Below are 19,800 nucleotides of genomic sequence, written 5' to 3'. Positions count from 1 at the left end.
CCCGATGACTCTGCGCGCCACTTCCTCGAGTCCGTCCGACGCCGATCGCACCTTCCAGGTGGATCTGCGCGGCCTCGTCGATCTCCTCTCCCACCACCTCTACTCCAGCCCCCGCGTCTACCTGCGCGAACTCCTGCAGAACGCGGTGGACGCGCTGACCGCGCGGCACGCCCTCGAGCCGGCCGCAGCCGCCGACGCCTTCGGTATCCGTCTGTACGCCGACGGTTCGGTGGTCCGTGTCGAGGACGACGGCGTCGGTCTCACCGAGGCCGATGTACACACCTTCCTCGCCACCATCGGCCGCAGCAGCAAGCGCGCCGAAGGGGGCCCCTCGGACGAGCCCATTCCGGGCTGGGGGAGGATCGCCGAACAACGCGGCGACTTCATCGGCCAGTTCGGCATCGGACTGCTCTCCTGCTTCCTGGTCGCGGACGAGATCCATGTCCTGAGCCGTTCCGCCCGCACCCCCGACGCCCCCGCCGTCGAGTGGCGGGGACGCGGCGACGGCAGCTACACCATCCGTACCCTGCCCGCCTCCGCCCGCCCACGGCCCGGCACCACCGTCAGCCTGACGCCGCGCACCGACACGGGCGAATGGACCCGGCCGACCCAAGTGCACGCACTGGCTCGGCACTTCGGCTCCCTGCTGCGCCACCCGGTGACCTTCGACGACGGCACGGGCGGCCCGGGCGCGACCGTCAACCCCGAGCCCGCACCCTGGGCGCGTACCTACCCCACGCCGGGCGCGCGCTCCCGCGCGCTGGCCGCGTACGGCGCGGAGGTCTTCGGATTCACCCCGCTGGACACCATCGAGCTGGACCTGCCGGCCGTGGGCCTGAAGGGCATCGCCTGCGTGCTGCCGGAAGCGGTGCCGGCCGGGCGCCGCCACGGCCACCGCGTGCACGTCAAGGGCATGCTGCTGTCCGAGCAGGCCGAGGAGATCCTGCCCGAGTGGGCGTTCTTCGTCCGCTGCGTCGTCGACGCCGAGAGCCTGCGTCCGACGGCGTCCCGCGAGTCCCTGTACGAGGACGACACCCTCGCCGCGGTCCGTGAGGCCCTCGCCGAACGGCTGCGCGAGTGGATCGCCCGGACCGCCGCCAGCGACCCGGACCTGCTGGGCCGCTTCCTCCAGGCCCACCACCTGGCCGTGAAGTCCCTCGCCGTGCACGACGACGAGATCCTGCGGATGCTGCTGCCGTGGCTGCCGTTCGAGACCACCGACGGACACGCCACGCTGGACGAGTTCGCACGCACCCACCGCACCGTGCTGGTGACCTCCAGCGTGGAGGAGTTCCGCCAGGTCGCGGCGATCGCCTCGGCCGCCGGCCTCGGCGTCGTCAACGGCGGCTACACCTACGACCGTGAACTGGTCCACCGGCTGCCGGAGATCAGGCCGGAGGTCAGCGTCGCCGACCTCGACCCGGCGACGCTCACCGCGCACCTCGACCCGGTCGACCGGGAGACGGAACTGGCCGCCGCGGCCTACCTCGCCCTGGCCCGCGACGCCCTCGCCGTCTTCGACTGCGATGTCGCGCTGCGCACCTTCCAGCCCGCCTCCGCCCCCGCCCTCCTCCTCGACAGCCGCGAGGCCCGGCACGAGCGCACCCGTTCCCAGCTCGCCCGCGAGCAGCAGGGCGGGCTGTGGGGCGACATCCTCGGCCATCTGCGCCAGGAGGCCCCACGGGCCCAGCTCATCCTCAACCAGCTCAATCCGCTGGTCCGTACGGCCGTCACCATCGGCGAACCCGAACTGGCCCGCACCAGCGCCGAGGCCCTCTACGGACAGGCCGCGATGCTGTCCCGGCGCCCGCTCAGGCCTGCCGAGTCGAGCCTCATCAACCGCTCCTTCCTCGACCTTCTCGCCCACGCCCTCCGCAAGGACAGCTGACGATGCCGACCGCACCCCAGAACACCGACGAGCTGTACCAGGCGCTCCAGGAGAACGACGGGCGCCCCTACGGCCGTACCCGCACCGTCACGGCCGAGGAACTGGTGGACGCCGCGGAGCAGTTCGCCGAGCCCGTCCCGTTGGTCCACGCCCTCCTCGAACTCCAGGAGGCGTACAACTACGGTTCCGAACCCAGGAAGTCGCCCGTCGTCTTCGCCCGTCTGCTCACCCTGTTCGACGAGCAGCCCGACATCTTCGACGAGCGGCTGCGCCGCACCCTGTTCTGGCGGTTCAAGTGGGTGGCCGGCGCCCTGTGGGCGCTGCCCGAGATACCGCTGGCCAGCCTGCGCCAGTGGCTGACGGAGATGCGCGACCGGTACGAGAAGGCCGACCTCGGCCTCCAGCCCTACTACGGACAGGCGTACCAGCTCGCCGCCCATGTGGGCGAGGACACCGCGCTCGCCTACGAGTTGTGGGCGGGCCGGGCCCGTACCGAGCTGAGCGACTGCGAGGCCTGCGAGATCTGCGAGCGCGCCCTGTACCACCTCGCGGCGGGCGACGACGAGCGGGCGCTGCGCACCTGGGAGCCCGTACTGGCCGGAAAGGAGTCCTGCCAGGAGGAGCCCGCCCGCTCGATCTCGTACGCGCTGCTCCCCCTGCTGCGCACCGGCCGTACCGAGCGTGCCCGTGAACTGCACCTGGCCGGCTACCGCGGCTGCCGCCGCAGATCGTCGATGTCCCCCGAGGTCGGCCGGCATCTGGAGTTCTGCGCGCTGACCGGCAACGAGGCACGCGGTCTGGAACTGCTCGCCGAGAACCGGAACCTGTTCGAGGACGTCGACTCGCCGCTGGAACTGCTCGGCTTCCTCACCGGGGTGGAGGTCCTCCTCCAGCGCGTCGAGTTCATCGGTCACGGCGAGCTGCCCGCCGCCGGATACCCTGGCCGCACCTGGACGGTGGCCGGCCTGCGGGCCGAGGTGCGCGGCCGTGCCGACGACCTCGCCGCCCGCTTCGACGCCCGCAACGCGACCACGGCCCACACCGACCGCCGCCGGGCCCGTCTCGACCGCGCCCCCCTCCTGGACGCGCTGGAACTGACCCTGCGCAGCCGCGGCCTCGACGAGGCGGCCCAGGCGCCCGTGCCCGCGCCTTCCGCCCGCACGACCGCCGAAGTCCCCGAGTCCCTGTCCGAACTCATCGCCAGGGCACGGGCGTCGGAGGATCAGGGGCACCCGGACGCGGTGGCCTGCTGGGCACGGCTGAGCACGCTCGTCGCCGCCCCCGACTACGCCCACCCCGACGACCCGGCCGTGGGACCGCTGGTGCGACTGCGCGCCGACCTGCTGTCCGAGGAGGCGAGGCTGGCGGGCGAGAGGGACGAGTACGAGGCGGCGGCCGCCCTGTACGAGAAGGCCGCGAGCCTGTACGACGAGGCCGGAGCACCGGGGCATGCGGCACTCGCCCGGGCCGGCGCCCTGCTGCCCGCGGGCAGCATCCCCGCGGAGCGTGCCGAGGGAGCCGAGGAGAAGGCCGCCGCGCTGACCGCCGCCCACGCGGCCCTCGTCCGGCTGCAGGAGGAGACGCCCGGCCTCGTCCCGCACCAGGAGGCCGCCGTGCTGCGGCTGCGGGTGACCGCGCTCGCCCTGCGGCTTCAGGAGTCGGGGAACTCGGGGAACTCGGGGAACGAGGAGCATGTCGCGCCGGTCCTCGCCGAGGCGGACCTGCTGCTCGACTTCGCCACCCGGCACGAGATCGACGTACAGGTCTCCGGTGCCCTCAGACTGCGGGCCAGTACGTACGCCCTCTCCGGCGATCTGCCCGCCGCGGCCACGGAACTCGACTCCCTGCTCGACCGGCTGAAGGCGCACGGCCCCGCCTGGCACCTGCCCCGCGCGCTCGGCCTGCGCGCCCAGATCCGGCTCGGCCTCGACGACGCGCAGACCGCGCACGCGGAGCTGACCGAGAGCCTGCGCCTGGCCGCGGACTGGCCGTCCGGCACGATCGGCACCGCCCACCTCCACGGCGGTCTGGCCGAGGCCTGTATGCGCCTGGGCCGCCCCGACGAGGCACTGCGGCACCTGACGCGCTCCGCGGAGCTGGAACTGCGCCACGGCAGCCGGACGGACGCGTTCTGCACCTACAGCAACGCGGCCCGGATCAGCCTCGAACTGGGCCGCGTCGAGGACTGCATCGCCCTGCTCGACTCCCTCCTGGCCGAACCGGCCGTCACCGCCGGGGAGCTGGACGACCGGATCGTCGCCCAGCTGCGGCTGACCCGGGCCCGCGCGCTGCACGCGGGAGAGGACCTCAAGGCCGCCACGGTGGAGTTCGCCGCCCTCGCGGCGGAGTCGGCGGGCTGGGACGACGACCCCGGCAGCCATGCGATGATCGCCGCCGAGACCGCCGTACTCCTGGCCGAGTCGGGCGAGTTCGGCCGGGCCCGCGAGGCGGCGGACCAGGCCCTCGCCGCCCACGACCGGGCCCCGCGCTACGAGCAGCTCAGCAGTTGCCTGCGGGAGATCGCCCGCCTCCAGGCCCAGCGGCAGGGGTCCGAGGGCCTGGCCGACGCCCTGGCCCTGCTCGCCGACGCGGCCCGGATCGCCGACGAGGCCCGCGCCGCGGGGTACGAGGCCCGTGGCCGCTCCCTGGACAGTGCCCTGGCCTACGAACACGGACGGGTCAACTCCTACGCCGGCGAGTACGAGACCGCCCTGGCCGCCCTGGAGAAGGCCCTCACCCTGCTCGGCGAACCGGGCCCCGACGAGGACCGGGCCGGCGAGTGGGGCGAGTGCGTGCGCCTCGCGGCCGTCGTGGAGGGCGTCTACCTGGAACGCACCGCCCCCGCCCGCACCCGCCTCGACTCGGCGGTCTCCCGGCTCGGCGCCCTGGGCCACACCGAGGCGGCCGAGTCGCTGACCGCCCTGGCGGCCCGGCTGGACGACGAGGAGTGATACGGCGGGCGGGCCCGGCACCGGGGCGCCGGCCCGCCCCGGCACCGGGTGGCCCGGCGTGGTCCCGCCCCGTCCGACCGGACTTCACCCTCGCGCCGTAGGGCGGCTGACACCCCATGGAGGGTGCTGCGCCACGCGGTTTCCGTAGGGGAATTTACGCCACACGAACACGATGAATCTTGGGCGATTTCAGGTCACGGAATTAGGACATGGGCATAATTCCTGCCGTGAGCCCCATGCGTTGGGGGCTGGAGTCAGGGGGATGATCGCCATGGCACTTCAATTCGGTGGTAATGCGGCCCAGACAATGGCGGCCGCGGCGGCCCCGGTCGTCGTCGGCGCCGCTGTGGCGACCGCGCCGGTATGGGTTCCGGTTGCCGCCGCCGTTGCCGCGGGCGGTGCGGCGGGCGCCGGGTTGGCCGCGTTGATCAAGAAGGCGACCAAGTAGCGGGCGGATCTCCGAGCAACCGCTCGTACCGGGTCGTGAGCTTGCCGATTCAGGCGGCAGGCTCACGACCCGTCCGGTTCCACGGCGATTTCGTTCCCGCTTTCCAGGGCCGCGACGAGTGATTCGACTGCGCTTTCCGGGACCCCTGAGGTCAGGGCGTACATTTCCGCTCCGAAGTCAGGAAATGACAATTCGGTTCCGTTTCTCAGCATGGTCGCGATCCTCTTCCGGTCCGCCGCGGCCTCGAGGATCTGCGTCAGCGTGTGCGTCGCCTGCCGGACGGCTTCGCTGTGCGGAGGGTGCGAGGTCGCCATTCCCCGCCAGGCCTCGATCCCCACTGCCAGCGCGGACACGGTGTCATGGTCGCGATGACGCAGGTATGCCAGGTTCAGCTTCTCGCCGTCCGCGTGGATGGCCGGATCCCCGTCGGTGTCGCCGCCGTCGAGCAGTGCGATCAGGGCTTCCTGCAACCGGCGTGCCCGGGCCCAGTGCCCCAGGCGGCTGTGGAAGAACACCGCCAGGCGCAGTGCGTCCAGGCTCTGCGGGCCGGTCGGCCCGTGGACGGCCCGGTCCGCCTCCCACAGCTCGGTGAACAGGTCGGCGGCGGCCGGTGCGTCGCCGAGCTGTCCGGCCAGGCGTGCGGTCCTCTTCAGCAGTTCGATCGTGAGGTGGTGCAGGGCGGGAAGCACCCGGCGGGCCACCTCCAGGGCGGGAGCGGCGATGTCCCAGGCCTCCTGGCAGCGGCCCAGACATTCGTAGGAGTCCGCGAGGTTGTTCGTCGCCAGCAGAGTGAGGAAGTGTTCGGCGCCGTAGCCGACGAGCCGGCTGCCACGTACCTCCTCCTGGAGGGCGACCGCCTCCTGGAAGCGGTACGCCCTGCTGAGCATCGCCGCGAGGTCGTTCTGTGTCCTGAGCGTGTCGTGATGGTCCGCGCCGAGCAGCTCCAGTTGTCCGGTGAGCGCCGCGTCGGCCATCTCGATCGCCTTGTCGCTGATCCCGAGATCGCCGTAGACATGCGCGAGTTCGGCAAGGGCATGCAGTGTGGTGCGGTGTCGCGGCCCCAGTTGTTCCCGGCAGGACGTCAGCGTCCGCTCGCCCAGGACCCTGGCTTCGTCCAGCCGCAGGGCCGCGCGGGTGGCATCCACGAGTACGGCGTCCAGTCGCAGCACCGCCTCCCGCGCCGTGCCGCTCGATCCCGCGAGGTCACGTGCCCTGCCCAGGGTGTCGACCGCGATGGCAGGCAGCCCGCGCAGCACCAGGTACTCACCGAGGCGCGTGCTCAGCGCCACCGCCTCACCGAGGTCGAGACCGGCTCTGAGGGCGCGTTCGGCGGCCGTCGAGGCGTGCGGCAGCAGTGCTCCGCAGGCCTCCCAACGCGAGGGATCCTCCAGGTCCTCGGCGAGCGCACCGGCCGTCACGGACAACGCCGCCGACGCGTAGCCGGCCCAGGACTCGGGGGTGAGCGCGGCGCGGACCACACGCTGGGTGCAACTGTGCACGCCCAGCGGTCTGGGCGCCCGGCCCGGGAACGACGTGCTCGAGGACGGTGCGTCGGCGATCTGCGCCTGCGAGAAACGGCGCAGGGCCCCGACGGCGGCGGCCCGGGACACGGGGCTGGACAGCAGCGCGGCCAACGGCCGGGGCGTCGTGGGCGTCGGCCGCAACAAGTGCAGGGGAACCGGTTCCTCGGCGAAGAAGGAACACAGCTCGAGCAGATGCACCGCCGACGGGTTGCGCTGCCCGATCCTGCTGCGCACCTCCCGCCAGCCCACACCCACCGGCCCGCCGTAGCCGGGCACCACCAGACCGTCCTGCTCGTCGCCGCTCAGCAGTCCCGAGGAGTCGTCGTCCAGCAGCGCCAGGTACTCGCCGCCCTCGAACAGACCCTTGCCGATCAGGTCCGCGGCCTGGGCCAGCACGATCGGGGCGTAACCGGTCGCCTCGGCGATCCGTTCGGCCAGCTCGGGGGTGAGATCCGAGCCGGCCTTGTGCAGCAGGTAGTGACTCGCCTCCTCGGGCGAGAGGGCGGGTACGTCGAGGAAGCCGCATCGCTCCTCCCATCCCCGGAACCACGAGGTGACGATCACATGGCCGTTCGCGTCCCAGGGGATGAAGTCGTCCATGGTCTGTACGTCCTCGGCACCGTCGAGCACCAGGAGCCAGCCGTCCCGCACGGCGAGGTGGTCGCGCACCCGCAGCGCGTCGTCCTCGACCCGTTCGCCGCGCGCCAGCCCCAGCCGTCCCGCGAGCTGCGCCAGTTGGGTCAGCGCCGTGGCGTGGTCGCGTGCCGGGACGACGACCACGATGTCGTAGTCCCGCCGGTGCTCCTGCGCGTACCGCAGCGCGATCTGGCTCTTGCCGAAACCTCGTGGCCCCAGCAACGCCTGGACGTTGCCGCCCGGTTCGGCGGGTGTGCGGTGGAAACGGGCGTGCAGCTCGTCGAGGATCTCCCGGCGCCCCACGAAGTGCGAGTCGACCGAACGCCCGTGGAACTGCTCGATGCGCACCGTCGGCTGTCCCACCGGCGCGAGCTCCCGGGGCTGCCGCGGCAGACCGATCAGGTCCTGCAGCCGGCCCAGCTCTTCCCGGTCCAGCTCCGCGTACCAGCGTTCGACCAGACCGGCGGTCAGTACGCTGGACCCCTCCGCCTGATGGTGCTCGACGACGATCCCCACCAGACGGCCACCGCTCCACACCGCCGCTCCGGACATGCCTTCCCAGGGAGAATGCGCGGGGTCCGCGTCGTGCGGCGGTGACTTCAGGGTGAACTCGAGCTTGCCCTCCCGCCGGTTGGACAAGGTCGAGGCCTCACCCCGCGCGTGGTGGGACTCGCGGAACCGGGGTACCGAGCCGTCGGGCCCGGGATGCCGGGACGAGCGCATCTTGAACAGCGGAAAGCCCAGGGCGTCGCACTCGACGACCCCCTCCTCCTGGATCCGTCCGTAGCGCACCGGCGCGAAGCCGGAGGCATCCGTGTCAGGGACGTGATCGTCGGCCCGGGGCGGGCCGGCGAGCCTGAGCACGGCGATGTCCGCGGCCTCGTTCGACCAGACCAGCTCGGCGTCCACGTCCTGGGTCGTGCCCACCCGGGGCACCGACCGGACCATGACGGCGGGCGCGCCGCGCACGACGTGCTCGGCGGTCAGGACCAGGTCCCGGGTGACCCGGTAGCCCGAGCCGCGCCTCCCGCCACGGCCGGGATGCAGGGTGACCACCTGCACCGCCCGTGCCGGATCCAGTGCCATGGATCTGCCCGCGTCGGCACTCACTCTTCGTCCGGGGCGGCCCGGCCCGCCACCATCGGCGTCCGGTCCGACCCCACCAGTCTCGGCTGCAGGGTCAGCTTGACCAGCTGGGTCCCGGACCGGCCGGCGCCCGCCTCGGCGCCCGCCTCCACCACCCAGAAGCGCACCTTCGCCCCGTTGCTGCTCCTGCGCTCGAGTTGGACCGACACCTCCAGCTCGATCGTCCCCAGTTCGAACTGGAGCAGCTCACCGTCCGCCGAGCGGATCGCCGATTCGAGCTCGTCGCGCAGATCCTTGATGACACTGGCCAACTCGATCACACCGTTCCCCCTCGTACTCGTGCCCGAGCGTCGATCGGTCCATGACTGTACGGAACACCGCAGAGGGGGCTCAACCTGCTTGACACAGCTGGTGAATTCGGCTGCCGGACGTCATCCGCGGGCCGGAGCTCTCAGGCCGACAGCATCCGCCGGGAGCCGCCGTTCCGTTCCTGCCAGGCGGCGCGGTGCGCGCGGGCCGTGGCCTCGGCGCGGTGGCGGGCGGCGGCCGGGACCGGCAGTCGGCACAGGCCGTCCAGGGTGTGGAGCATGTGGTCGGCGAAGCGCCGGCCCAGGGGGGTGAGCCGGCCCGAGCCCAGGGTCACCAGCGTCGCCTCCCTGGCCGCCAACCGCCAGCGCGCGAACTGCACATGGGCCTCCGTGCGCAGCCCCGGGTCCGGTTCCGTCTCGCCCCGCCGGGCCCAGAAGCGGGCCACGCCCAGATGGGCGTAGGCTCCGTGGAACAGGCCGAGCAGCGGGCGCGGGTCGGGGCGCCAGGGGGCGTAGAAGCGTTCCGGGCCGGGCTCCAGCAGGTCGAACAGGTGCAGCAGGGCGGCGAACTTGTTGTGCTGCATCTCGTGCGTCATGGTCACCGCGAACCCCGTCGCCGTCGTCGGCCGGGACATCGCCACGCACCCGAACGTCTCCGCGCTGCTGCCGCTGACGGTTCCCTGACCCGTACCGGCCAACGGCACCAACTGGCGTGGTCCTGAGGCTAGTTCCTCGTACACGTCCGGATGGTCCGCCCGCAGCAGCGCGCAGGCCTCCCGGGCCGCCGTCACCCAGCGGTGGATCTCGTCGGCGTCCAGGTCGTCGGGGTGGTGCACCGCGTTCGGGAAGCCGGGCTGGTCCAGGACGTCCAGCAGCAGCGGGGTGCCCGGAGCCAGGGTCTCCAGCGGGTACGCGCCGTGCCAGCGGCCTTCGCTGCGGTGGGGCGACGCCGGTACCGGCACCGCGGGGCCGCCGGGGGGCCGGCCGGTCAGGGAGACCAGGGCCCGGCCGGCCGTGTCGACGCGTACCACGGCCTGCCCGCCGCGGTGGGCGGCCGGGAAATGGGCCCGGCCGAGCGAGGGCAGGGCCGCCCAGGCACCCTCCACCGGCCACTCCACCCGCGCCGCCAGCCCCGCGCGTACCGTCGCGGCCGCGGCCAGCGCCGTGTACCGGCCCATCGGCACCCGAAGGGACGGCCGCGCCTGCTCCCGCCGCCGGGTCAGCCGCGTGAGCAGCCCGAACAGGGCGGGCCCGGCCGCCGGATGGGTCAGCACGGCCGCCGTCGCCCCGGGATCGGCGCGGGTGGCGGCGGCGAACAATTCCCAGGCGCGTGCCGCCTCCTCGGCCACCGGGCCCCCGGCCTCCCGGGCCGCGGTCGTGACGGCGTACGCGCCGGCCAGGCGGCGACTGTGCTCGGCGCGGGCCAGGAACCGCAGGGCCTCGGCTCCGCCCGCGCCCTTCGCGACCGCGTCGAACAGCGCGCCCGGCATCCGGTGCGGCGACGGCGTCATGCCACTCCCGCGCCCGCCGCGCACGAGGCGCCCGGCGTGCCTGCCTCGCCCGCCGTGGCCGCCCCGGCCACCGCGCCGCCCTCTGCCGGCCCGACCGCCGTGGAGCCGGCGCCCGTGGAGCCGGTGGCCGTCAGGTCGGTCCGCAGGCGGTGCCGCACGCGGCCGATCAGTTCGGTGAGTTCGGCGCAGTACACACTCGGGTTGGCGAACCCCGTGTCGCGCCGGTAACGCGTCGCGTAGTGGCCGCCGCCGCACACGCGGTGCAGCGGGCAGGCCCGGCACCGGGCGCACAGACCGGCGGCCCCCCACTGGCGCGCCGCGACGCCCGGATGGCGCAGGAGGTCGTCGAAGGAGTGGTGCCGCACGTCGAGTCCGGTGCGGGTGGCGCCCGCGTACGCGGTGCGCAGGGTGTCGTCCTGGGCGAGGGAGCCGTCCGTCTCCACCACCGCGTAGCGCACGGGGGACAGGCCGAGCGACTCCGTCTGCGGGGTGGCGCCGAGCAGCAGCGCGAGCAGGTCGTCCAGGAGCCGTACCCGGGTCTCCCGGGCCGGGGCGCCGTACCAGCGCTCGAAGACGGCCCACAGCCAGTCCGCGTACGGGGTACGCCGCCCGGCGGGGTCCAGTCCCGGCGGCGGGGTGTGCCAGTTGCCCAGCGGGAGCAGGAAGTCGACGGCCGGCGGCCGGTGGGCGAGGAGGTCCTCGTAGCAGCGCACCGGGTCGTTGCGCAGGTCGATCGTGCACAACAGCGCGCCGAACAGCGGGCGGTAGGCGTCCTCGGCGAGCAGGCGCAGCGCCGTCCGTACCCGGTCGTGGCTGCCGCGGCCGTCCGCGCCGCGCCGGTGCCGGTCGTGCGCGGCCCGCCCCCCGTCGGTGCTCACGCCGATGCGAAGTCCCAACTCACCGCACAGGTCGAGGCGTTGCCGGGTGAGTCGTATCCCGTTCGTCTGCAGCGACAGGTGCAGGCGTATTCCCTCACCGAGCGTCTCGCGCAACACTGCTACGACACGGGCGAGTTGGGCGTCCCCGACCAGCAGCGGCTCGCCGCCGTGGAGCACCACGGCCGCCTCCGTCGTGCCGTGCGCGGACAGGTGGGCGGCGATGCGTTCGGCGGTGCGGGCCAGCGTTGCCGGGGTCATGCTGCGTGGCTGGGAGCGCCAACTCTGGTCGTGGGAGCGGTACATGTAGCAGTAGTCGCAGGCGAGGTCGCAGCGGCTGTGCACCTTCAGGACGAAGGAGTGGAACGGGTACGGCACCCAGCCCGCGGCCCGCGAGGCCGCCACGTCGGCGTCCCTCGGCCAGGGCGGCTCGGCATGGAGCAGTGGCGGTCGACTCATCCGCTTCCCCCCGAGGACGTACGCAGCGGACCAGGCCCGGCACGGTCGGCGGCGCACTCTGTTCGACCAGTATTCGTTCGCGGTGCGGTCGGCGTCAACATCACGAATGAGTCAACGGAACCCCCGCGGAGGGCAGTTGCCGAAGTCCGGTACGCTCCGGCCGCTGCCGCCGGAGCGGGCCCCGGCGTTACGCTGAAAGGGCGTTCCCGTAGCCTGCCGGACCGGCAGGCGCCCGGAGGGCCGCTGCGGCGGTCCGCGAGACCTCATGGAGTGGACACCATGGCAGCAGCCGAAGGCGTCACCCCTGGTGAGGCCCTGGCCGACGGGGGCGCCGAGCCGGTGCCCGACGTGGAGTCCGCCGTGCTGGACCTGGCCGCGCTCGCGCCCGACGACCTCGCCGCCCTGCCGGATTCCGTGCTCGGCGCGGTGGTGCGCCGGGTGTACGCGGGCTGTGCGGAGGGCGATCCGTTCGTCACCGGGCACAAAGAAAGCGCATGACCGCCCGGTGGGTGGAGCGGCTCTATACTCTGACCGTCACACGTGTCCGTTTTGTTGGCATATCTGATTGGTTCCGTCCGCTTCGGCCATCGTCCCTGCGCTCGCCTCGGCCGTCGCACCAGTCGCTCGTGCCGCCGCACCTGCCGTACCTGCCGTACCTGTCGCACCTGCCGTACCCGTCGTTCCTGTCGCCGTCCCTGTAGCGCCGCGCCGAGCGGAGAGGTCATGCCAGACGTCAACCCCCTCGACCGCCCAGGTCCTTTCGCCGTCTTCCTCGCGACCTCGGAGAACCTCGGTCTGAGCACCACCCTGCGCAACGCCGCCGACGTCCTCGCCGAGGCCAACCGCAGCGTCCTGCTGGTCAACGGCCGCCGCACCGCCGACGGGCCCGCCGTCCCGCTGCGCCGGCCCGCACCGGGCGAGGTCCGTACGGTCACGATCGGCGGCCCCGCGCTCGCGGCCCTCGCCGCCGACCCCGTCGCCGCGTCCTACGACCACGTCCTGATCGAGGCACCGGTCCCCGACACACCGGAGGCGGTGGAGGCGACCCGGGTGGCCGCGTACGCCGACGCGCTGGTCATCTGTTTCGCGATGACCGCCTGGTCCATCGACGGAGCCGCCGCCCTCGCCGAGGTCCTGACGGTGCGCCGGACCGACGGCCGCGCCGCACGGCTGCTCACCCTCGGCCTCAAGAGCGACGTCGCCGTCCACGACCGGCTGCGCAACGCCCGAGAGCGGGTGCGCCGCAAGTTCGGCCCGATCGCCCGCACCCTCGGCGACGGCGACATCCCCTTCCTGGAGATCCCGTACAACCCGATGTACCAGGACAGCCTCAGCCTCGCCGTCGAGGCCGAGGAGGCCGGGACCGTCACCGGGCTGCGCCCGTACTACGAGCGGCTCGCCGAGTGGCTGCGCGACCGCCGCACCGCACGGCTGACCGATGTCACCGTCGTGCACTCCACCCGGCACGCGCCCTGGGCCGCCTGGCTGCGCGACCGGCTCGCCGCGCAGGGGGTGCGCACCGAACTGCGGCGCGCCGACACCTACACGGGTGAACGCCCCGACCCCGGCGGCGCCCTGCTGTTCGTGTCCCCCGACGGCGCCGACGACACGTTCCTCGCCCAGATCGGGGCGCTCTCCCACACGGACGTACGCATCGTGCTGGTGGACGAGCCGTTCCCGCAGACCGAGGCCGCCCACCACGAGCGGATCGACCTGCGCGGCACCACCGAGGACGAGGCGCTGCGACTGCTCCACACCGGTCTCGGACTCGGTGCCGCCGAGCACACCGCCCCGCGTGCCGCGGCGCGCTTCCCACGCCTGCCCGAGACCACCAACGTCGCCCCGCGCGGCGGCGGCTTCACCGACCGCGGCGAACTGCTCGCCCGGATCGACGGGTCGCTGCGCGACGCCGGCGGCGACGGGGCCTGCCTGGTGCTGCACGGGCCTAGTGGCTGGGGCAAGAGCGAGGCCGCGCACGAGCTGTGCCACCGCTACGGCGCCGGCTACGACGTGGTGTGGTGGGTGCGCTCCTGGGAGCGCCCGCGCGTCGAGCGCGCCCTCGCGCGGCTGGCCGTCCGGCTGGGCAGCCCCGAGGACCGGCTCGCCACCGGCGGCGACGACGCCGGTGTCTCCCGTCTGCTGACCCGGCTGTCGCGCCCCGACGACGACCTGGGCAGCTGGCTCCTCGTCTACGACGGGGTCACCGACCCCGCCACCCTGCACGGACTGCTGCCCGTACCGCACGAGCGCGGGCACGTCCTGATCACCAGCCGGCTGCCACCGCGGCCCGAGCCGGGTGCCGAGCCCGCGGCCCCGGGCCCGGACGCCGAGCACCCGGCCGACCCGCCGCACGGGACTCCGGCGGATCCGCCCGCCGCCGCCCCCCGCGCCCGCACCGGACCCGAACCCCGCCCCCCGCACCTCACCCCCCTGGCCATTCCCCCGATGACCCCGGAGGAGAGCCGCGCGCTGCTCGCCGACCGGGTTCCGGAGATCACCGAGCAGCAGGCCGGACAGCTCGGCAACGTCGTGGACTTCGTGCCGCACGCCCTCCACCTGGCCGCCCACTGCCTGGCCGAGCGTGCCGCGGTCCACCGCCGCGAGGACCACATGAACCCGGACGCGGCGCTGCGCGCCGCCGTCGGCGACGTGCTGGCCGAGTACCGGGCGGGCAAGACCGAACTGCTGCGCCACAGCGAGGGAGTGGCCCCGGTCGCGGTGATGGTCCGCGTCGCCCGGCGGGTCGCGCAGTCCACCCCGGGGGCCGCCGCCTGGCGCGCCGAGAGCCCCGAACGCGACGCCCTCGGCTGGCTGTTGGACGCAGCCTCCCTGCTCACCGGCCGCGGCATGGGTCTGGAACTGCTGCGCTCGCGCCGCATCCTGTCCGAACTGGCCCGCGACGACGACGCCGACCGGCCGGCCTCCACCGCGAACCCCCGGCACCCCGACGACGTACAGCTGCCCGACGAGCACATGGTGAGCGTCGCCCTGTGGGCACTCGCCCGGGTCGGCCTCCTCGACGTCGACTTCGACCGCGCCGAACAGCCCCTCGCCCAGCACCACGGACTGCGCGACCTGATCAGGGCCGGCATGGCCGACGCCGACCGGCGCCACATCGAGTCGGTGCTGCGCGGCATCCTCGCCGAGTACGCCCCGCAGGAGGTCCAGGACCTGCCCGCCGACTGGGCCCGCGAGGTGTACTCGCTGCGCCTGTGGGAGGACCCCAGGCCCCGGGTGCGCCGCTCGCTGCTGCGCCACCTCGGCGCGCTCGGCCGGCGCGCCGAGTCCGCCGACCTGGACCGGCTCCTGGAGATCGCCGGACTGGCCCGCACCTGGTGGCGCGCCGACGACGACGAACAGTCCCCCGAGTACCTGCGGCTGCTCAACTTCACCGCCCGCGCCCACCGCCTGCGCGGCGACTACGACACCTCCCGCCGCCTCGCCCAGGAGGCGCTCGCGGGACACCGCAGGCTCCTGGGCACCACCCATCCCCGCACCCTGCTGTCCGCCGACTCCTACGCCGCGACCCTGCGCGCCGTCGGCCGGTTCGACGACGCCCTGCTCCAACTGCGCCCCGCGCTGGAGCAACTGGAACTGCTGCTCGGCTGGAAGCATCCCGCCACCCTCCAGGTCGAGCACAACGTGGCCCTCACCGAGGCGCTGACCGGACGGGTCGCCCGCGCCCTCACCCGTCTCCAGGACCGCTTCCGCTACCGGCAGGCGGTCGGCGGCGCGGACGACGAGGTCGCCTGGGAGAGCGCCGACCTGCTCGCCTACCTCTACCGCTCGGCAGGCCGCGCCGGCGAGGCGCACGACCTGCTGCGCCAGCGACTGCGCCGCCACGGCGACGTCTGGGACGGCGACCGGCTCAACACCGAGGTGGGCCTGGCCGTCAGCGAACGCAGGCTCGCCGACGGCTTCCCGGCCGTCAAGGATCCCCGCTACGGCTACGAACTCGCCCACGAGCGCGACCAGCGGGCACTGCGGGTCTACATCGGCCGGTTCGGCCCCGACCGGTTCGACACCCTGCGCTGCCGGTTCAGTTACGCCGCCGACCTGCACGCCCTCGGCAAGGCGGACGAGGCCGAGACCCAGGCCCGGCAGTGCGGGGACACCCTCGCCCGGCGGTTCGGCGCGGGCCACCCGTACACCGCCCTGTCCCAGGTGCGCCACGGCGTGTATCTGCGCGCCACGGGCGAGACGCGGCTGGCCGAGGAGGTGGGCCGCGGCGCCCTGAACCTCCTGGGCCACAAGCTGGGCCAGGCCCATCCCTGGGTCGCCGCCGCGGAGAACTCCCTGGCCGCCACGCTGGCCGCCGCCGGACGGACCGACGAGGCGGCCGAGCTGGCCGGGACCGCGCTGACCCGGCTGCGCGACCTGGGTGTCGCGCACCGCCCCGACGGACGCCGGGTGAGGCAGCACCTCGACCGGCTCACCGCGACCGGATCCGCCCGCCCGGCGCCCCCGTCGGGCTACGACATCGATCTGGAGCTGCCCGACGTGTAGTGCACCACCGCGACCGGAGCCGGAAGCCGGTACCGGCCGGCCGCAAGCAGCCCGCACTCACCCACCGAAAGGCGAGCACCCGTGGCAGCTCCCGCACAACGACGCACCGACACGCTGAAGGAGTCGCACTGGGCCGACAAGCGTCACGGCCGGATCACCGCCCTGTGCGAGGAGGAGGTCGCGCGGACACCGCAGATCCGCTCCCTGTCCCACTACAGCAACGGCATCCTGGACTTCACCGTCTTCCGCGTCCCGCGTGCCCCGCTCAGCAGCCTGGTCGTCGAACTGGGCGACGAGGACGAGAGCGAGGCGCTGCCAGGCAGCCGGCTGCTGCTGTGCGCCCAGGACCTGGGCACGGTCCTGCGGCCGCTGGGGACCGGCGAGTTGATGCGCACGGTCGTCGCCAACACGCGCGGCGGCCTGTGGGGCGGGCGGGCCCGCCCCGGTGAGTTCCTGGCCGCGGTGACGGACCTGCCCGACGGCGTCCCCGCCATGGACGCCGCCATGAACCGGCTCGTCACCCGGATCCGTACCGAAGTGCACTCGCTGCCCGACGAGTTGCCCGGCGGCGACCCCGACGCGAAGGCGTACCGGCGCACCACGGTCGAACCGGACGGCCCGCACGTCGACTTCGGCACGGCCGCCGAACCCGACGTCGGGTACGAGGAGCGGCTGCGCGGCCTGTGGCACACGCACGTGAACACCACCGACCTCCAGTACGCGGGCTACTACCGCGACTGGGCACTGGTCTGCGTCGGCGACGTGTTCGACGCGCATGAACTCGGGCCGCGTTTCATCGACGTCAGCGTCCGCACCCGGCGCACCGCCTACCGGGACCTCTCCCGCAGCCTGCGCGGCCATCTCGTCCGGCTCACCGACGCGCTCGCCCTGGTCGCCCCGCCCGAGCACGGCCGCGCCCCCGTGGACCGGCTCGTCCTCGACGTACAGGAGGGCGCCGTGTACGTGCACTGGACCTCGGCGGGCGCGTTCCTCCTGGGCGTCACCCTCGACCAGCGCCAGGTCGAGCACGCCGAACACGGGTTGCAGGCACTGGCACGCGCGGTCGGCGGCATCGTCCCGCCGCCGAGGTGACGGGCGGCCCCGTCGCGTCACCCCGCGACGGGGGCCCGGACCCGTCGCCCGGCCGGCTCCCCGCCCGGGACCGGTCCGCTTCCGCGGGCCCGTTGCCCGCCCGGCTCAGGGCACCGTGCTGAGGGAGCCCCAGACCTCCTCGGCGAGCACCTCCACGGCGCGCGCGGGCGTCAGCGGGTGCTGCGGTTCGGCGCCGCCCAGCAGATGCACCGGCAGCACCTCGACGGCGCACTCGTACTCCCGGCAGATCCGGCGCAGTTCGCCGAGCTGGTGCTCGGTCGGCGCACCCGGCAGCGCACCGCGCGCCCAGGCCGCGACCGAGCCCCGGAAATCCTCGGTCAGTTCCCGCACCAGGGTGGCGCAGCCCAGGACGCTGAGATCGGCGGGCGTCGCCGCGACCCGCCGGTTCACCGCCCGGCCCGCCACCCGCCGTGTCACCGTCTCCAGCATCGCCAGCGCGTCGCGGAACCTGCGTCGTACCGGAACCGGCAACTCGGCCGCCTCCGACTCGGGTTCGCCTCCGGGCCCTGCGGTCGCCGGGGCGGTCCCTCTCGGCACGTTCTCCAGTGCCAGCGCCGCGACGGCACGGCGCAGCTCCTCGAGCTGGGCCGCCTGCTGCTGCTCCAGATCGCGCCGCATCCGTTCGCCCAGCTCGGCGAGGTCGCCCTCCCGCTGCTCCTCGACCAGACGGCGTTCCAGTTGCAGCAGCGCCTCGTGCAGGGTCTGCGCGAACCCGCCCTGCCGGTACACCAGCGGCCGGGATCCGATCGACCGCCCGAGCCGGTCCTGCATCGCCTGCGACACCAGCCCGTTGACCACGAGCAGCGCCTCGAACCGCCCCGGGCGCACCGCGCTGCGCAGTCCGTGGACATGGGCCGCGATGCGTTCGGCGTCGTCGGCGAGCAGCACCGAACGGGTATGGATCACCGCGATATAGGCGTTGGGGGCGGGCGACAGCCAGTGCACCACCTCGTCCCGGCCGCCCGGCGAACGCGACAGCCGGGCCGGCACCGGATCACGAGAGGCGATCCGCCACTGCCCGAGGTCCAGCGCGTCGTGCACGTCGTCGAGGACCTTGCGGTACGACACCCGCTCGTGCAGTTGCCGTACCGCCGTCAGCATCGTGGCCCCGGTCACCCGGCGCACCACCAGCCGCCGACGGCCGCCCGGGGCGCCGTGATCCCCGGACCCGGGCCCGGGCAGGGAGCCGGCTTCCGCGGACTCCGCGTCCTCCTCGCTGAGCTGCCAGGCCTGCCGGCACACCTTGAGCACCTCGCGCGGCACGCCCTCGGTCAGCTCGTGCAGCAGCCGCAGCGCCTCCTCCTCGAACGGCCCCGTGTCCGGTGCCGTCCCGGCCACCTCCCTCTCCACTGCCCCCGTCCCCGCCGCCGTGCCCGCCCGCGCGCCCGCTCCCGTCCCGGCGCCCACACCGCTCGCCGCGAGGTATTCGGCGACCAGCTCCCGGGTGTGCTCGTCGCTCAGCCCCGTCGGCCACAGCTGCACCACCCGCTCGTGCATACCGGCCCGCAGCGCCCGCAGTCCCTCCGGCGAGGTGCAGAACACGAGCAGACCGCCATGGCTCGTGTAGATGTTGACGAGACGCTCGAAGGCGTCCATGAAGGTGCGCCGGTTCTCCTCCGGCCAGTCCAGCACCTTCTCCAGGGAGTCGAGCAGCAGCACGTAGGCGGTGCCGACCCGGCCGTGCAGGAAGCCCTGCACCGCCAACGCGTCGAACACCCGGTCGATCCCGGTGGTGGTGGCCGCCCCGCTGCCGGAGGGGCCGATCGCCTCCGTGATGCCCCGCTCGCGCAGCGGCTCGGCCGGTTCCTCGCCGCCGAGCCAGTCCCACACCATCCGTTTGAACGACGGCTCCAGCAGCAGCGCCAGCGCGGTCGCGAACCTGCGGTGCTCCGTGACCTCGCCGAGCGTGCCCCGCAGATCGGCGTGGATCACCTCGGGGTCGTAGCGCAGCGCCGCCACCACCTTGTCCGGATCGAGCGCGCGTTCACGCAGTCCGGTCGCGATCTCCTGGAGGGTTTCCCGGCGCGGATCGTCCCCCTGCGCGCCCACCCAGCCCGCCGTCACATAGGCGTAGTAGTTCCGCACCAGCTCCTCGAAGGCCTGACGGCCCTGCGCCGAGTCGCCGGGACCGCGCAGCCGGTCGCGGTAGAGCCGGCCCATGTCCTGCGCCGGCTCGTCCACGATCCACATCGCCGCCTCGGAGTGCCGCTCGCGCACCGCCTGGTACGTACGCCGCAGCGCGTGGCTCTTGCCGAGGCCGAACCCGCCCACCAGGGCGATGGCCCGGCCGCGCCGGCCGGGGGCGGCGGGCGGCGCGAAGTAGTCGTCGACGAGCGCCCGGAGGTCCTGCACCAGCGGGGTGGTGATGTGCGCGTTGCCCGAGTCGGCCCCTCGGACCGATGGATCTCCCAGGTCGGACGCCGGACCGAGGCGCACGACCGGGATCAGCGGGAAGGGGTTCTCGTGCCAGATGTCTCCACTGTCTGGGGCCACGAT

The 19,800-nt window shown here is 73.8% G+C and carries 11 protein-coding genes; 6 read left to right on the top strand and 5 right to left on the bottom strand.

Annotated features, from left to right (window positions below; genetic code table 11):
* Positions 1–4: 4 nt before the first annotated feature.
* From ACWC24_RS28700 to ACWC24_RS28690, 3 genes are all read left to right on the top strand, one after another.
* Entirely contained in the window at positions 5–1,888 is a 1,884-nt protein-coding gene (locus tag ACWC24_RS28700; RefSeq protein WP_450665787.1) for an HSP90 family protein, read from the top strand.
* A 2-nt stretch (positions 1,889–1,890) separates the two neighbouring features.
* Positions 1,891–4,839 carry a hypothetical protein gene (locus tag ACWC24_RS28695; protein WP_450665786.1) on the top strand — a complete coding sequence of 983 codons (2,949 nt, stop codon included), beginning with the start codon at positions 1,891–1,893 and terminating at the stop codon, positions 4,837–4,839.
* A 262-nt stretch (positions 4,840–5,101) separates the two neighbouring features.
* On the top strand, positions 5,102–5,287 hold the full coding sequence (locus tag ACWC24_RS28690; RefSeq protein ID WP_450665785.1) for a hypothetical protein: 186 nt from the start codon (positions 5,102–5,104) through the stop codon (positions 5,285–5,287).
* Positions 5,288–5,349: 62 nt separating this feature from the next.
* On the opposite strand, the gene fxsT (ACWC24_RS28685) is transcribed toward ACWC24_RS28690, so the two are convergent.
* From fxsT (ACWC24_RS28685) to ACWC24_RS28670, 4 genes are all read right to left on the bottom strand, one after another.
* Positions 5,350–8,532, bottom strand: a complete 3,183-nt coding sequence (gene fxsT, locus ACWC24_RS28685) for an FxSxx-COOH system tetratricopeptide repeat protein (protein WP_450665784.1) — start codon at positions 8,530–8,532, stop codon at positions 5,350–5,352.
* A gap of 20 nt (positions 8,533–8,552) precedes the next feature.
* The gene (locus ACWC24_RS28680) at positions 8,553–8,852 is read right to left on the bottom strand and encodes a trypco2 family protein (RefSeq protein ID WP_450665783.1); all 300 of its coding nucleotides are present in this window, start codon (positions 8,850–8,852) and stop codon (positions 8,553–8,555) included.
* Between the two features lie 131 nt (positions 8,853–8,983).
* Complete coding sequence (locus tag ACWC24_RS28675) at positions 8,984–10,351, bottom strand: aKG-HExxH-type peptide beta-hydroxylase (RefSeq protein WP_450665782.1); 1,368 nt, start codon at positions 10,349–10,351, stop codon at positions 8,984–8,986.
* Positions 10,348–11,685, bottom strand: a complete 1,338-nt coding sequence (locus tag ACWC24_RS28670; protein WP_450665781.1) for an FxsB family cyclophane-forming radical SAM/SPASM peptide maturase — start codon at positions 11,683–11,685, stop codon at positions 10,348–10,350. The genes ACWC24_RS28675 and ACWC24_RS28670 overlap by 4 nt, the downstream gene beginning before the upstream one ends.
* Before the next feature lie 279 nt (positions 11,686–11,964).
* Here ACWC24_RS28670 and fxsA point away from each other — a divergent pair, with 279 nt between their 5' ends.
* From fxsA to ACWC24_RS28655, 3 genes are all read left to right on the top strand, one after another.
* Positions 11,965–12,183, top strand: coding sequence for an FxSxx-COOH cyclophane-containing RiPP peptide (fxsA, locus tag ACWC24_RS28665; RefSeq protein ID WP_450665780.1), 219 nt, complete (start codon positions 11,965–11,967; stop codon positions 12,181–12,183).
* A 225-nt stretch (positions 12,184–12,408) separates the two neighbouring features.
* A complete protein-coding gene (gene fxsT, locus ACWC24_RS28660) occupies positions 12,409–16,191 on the top strand; it encodes an FxSxx-COOH system tetratricopeptide repeat protein (protein ID WP_450665779.1) in 3,783 nt (1,260 codons plus the stop codon).
* Positions 16,192–16,272: 81 nt separating this feature from the next.
* The gene (locus tag ACWC24_RS28655) at positions 16,273–17,283 is read left to right on the top strand and encodes a hypothetical protein (protein ID WP_450665778.1); all 1,011 of its coding nucleotides are present in this window, start codon (positions 16,273–16,275) and stop codon (positions 17,281–17,283) included.
* Between the two features lie 105 nt (positions 17,284–17,388).
* On the opposite strand, the gene ACWC24_RS28650 is transcribed toward ACWC24_RS28655, so the two are convergent.
* Positions 17,389–19,797, bottom strand: coding sequence for a hypothetical protein (locus ACWC24_RS28650; protein ID WP_450665777.1), 2,409 nt, complete (start codon positions 19,795–19,797; stop codon positions 17,389–17,391).
* Positions 19,798–19,800 lie beyond the last annotated feature (3 nt).

The organism is Streptomyces sp. NPDC001443 (genome assembly GCF_053597355.1).
The sequence above is the reverse complement of the archived record's forward strand: the minus strand, read 5'-3'. Positions and strand labels throughout refer to the sequence as shown.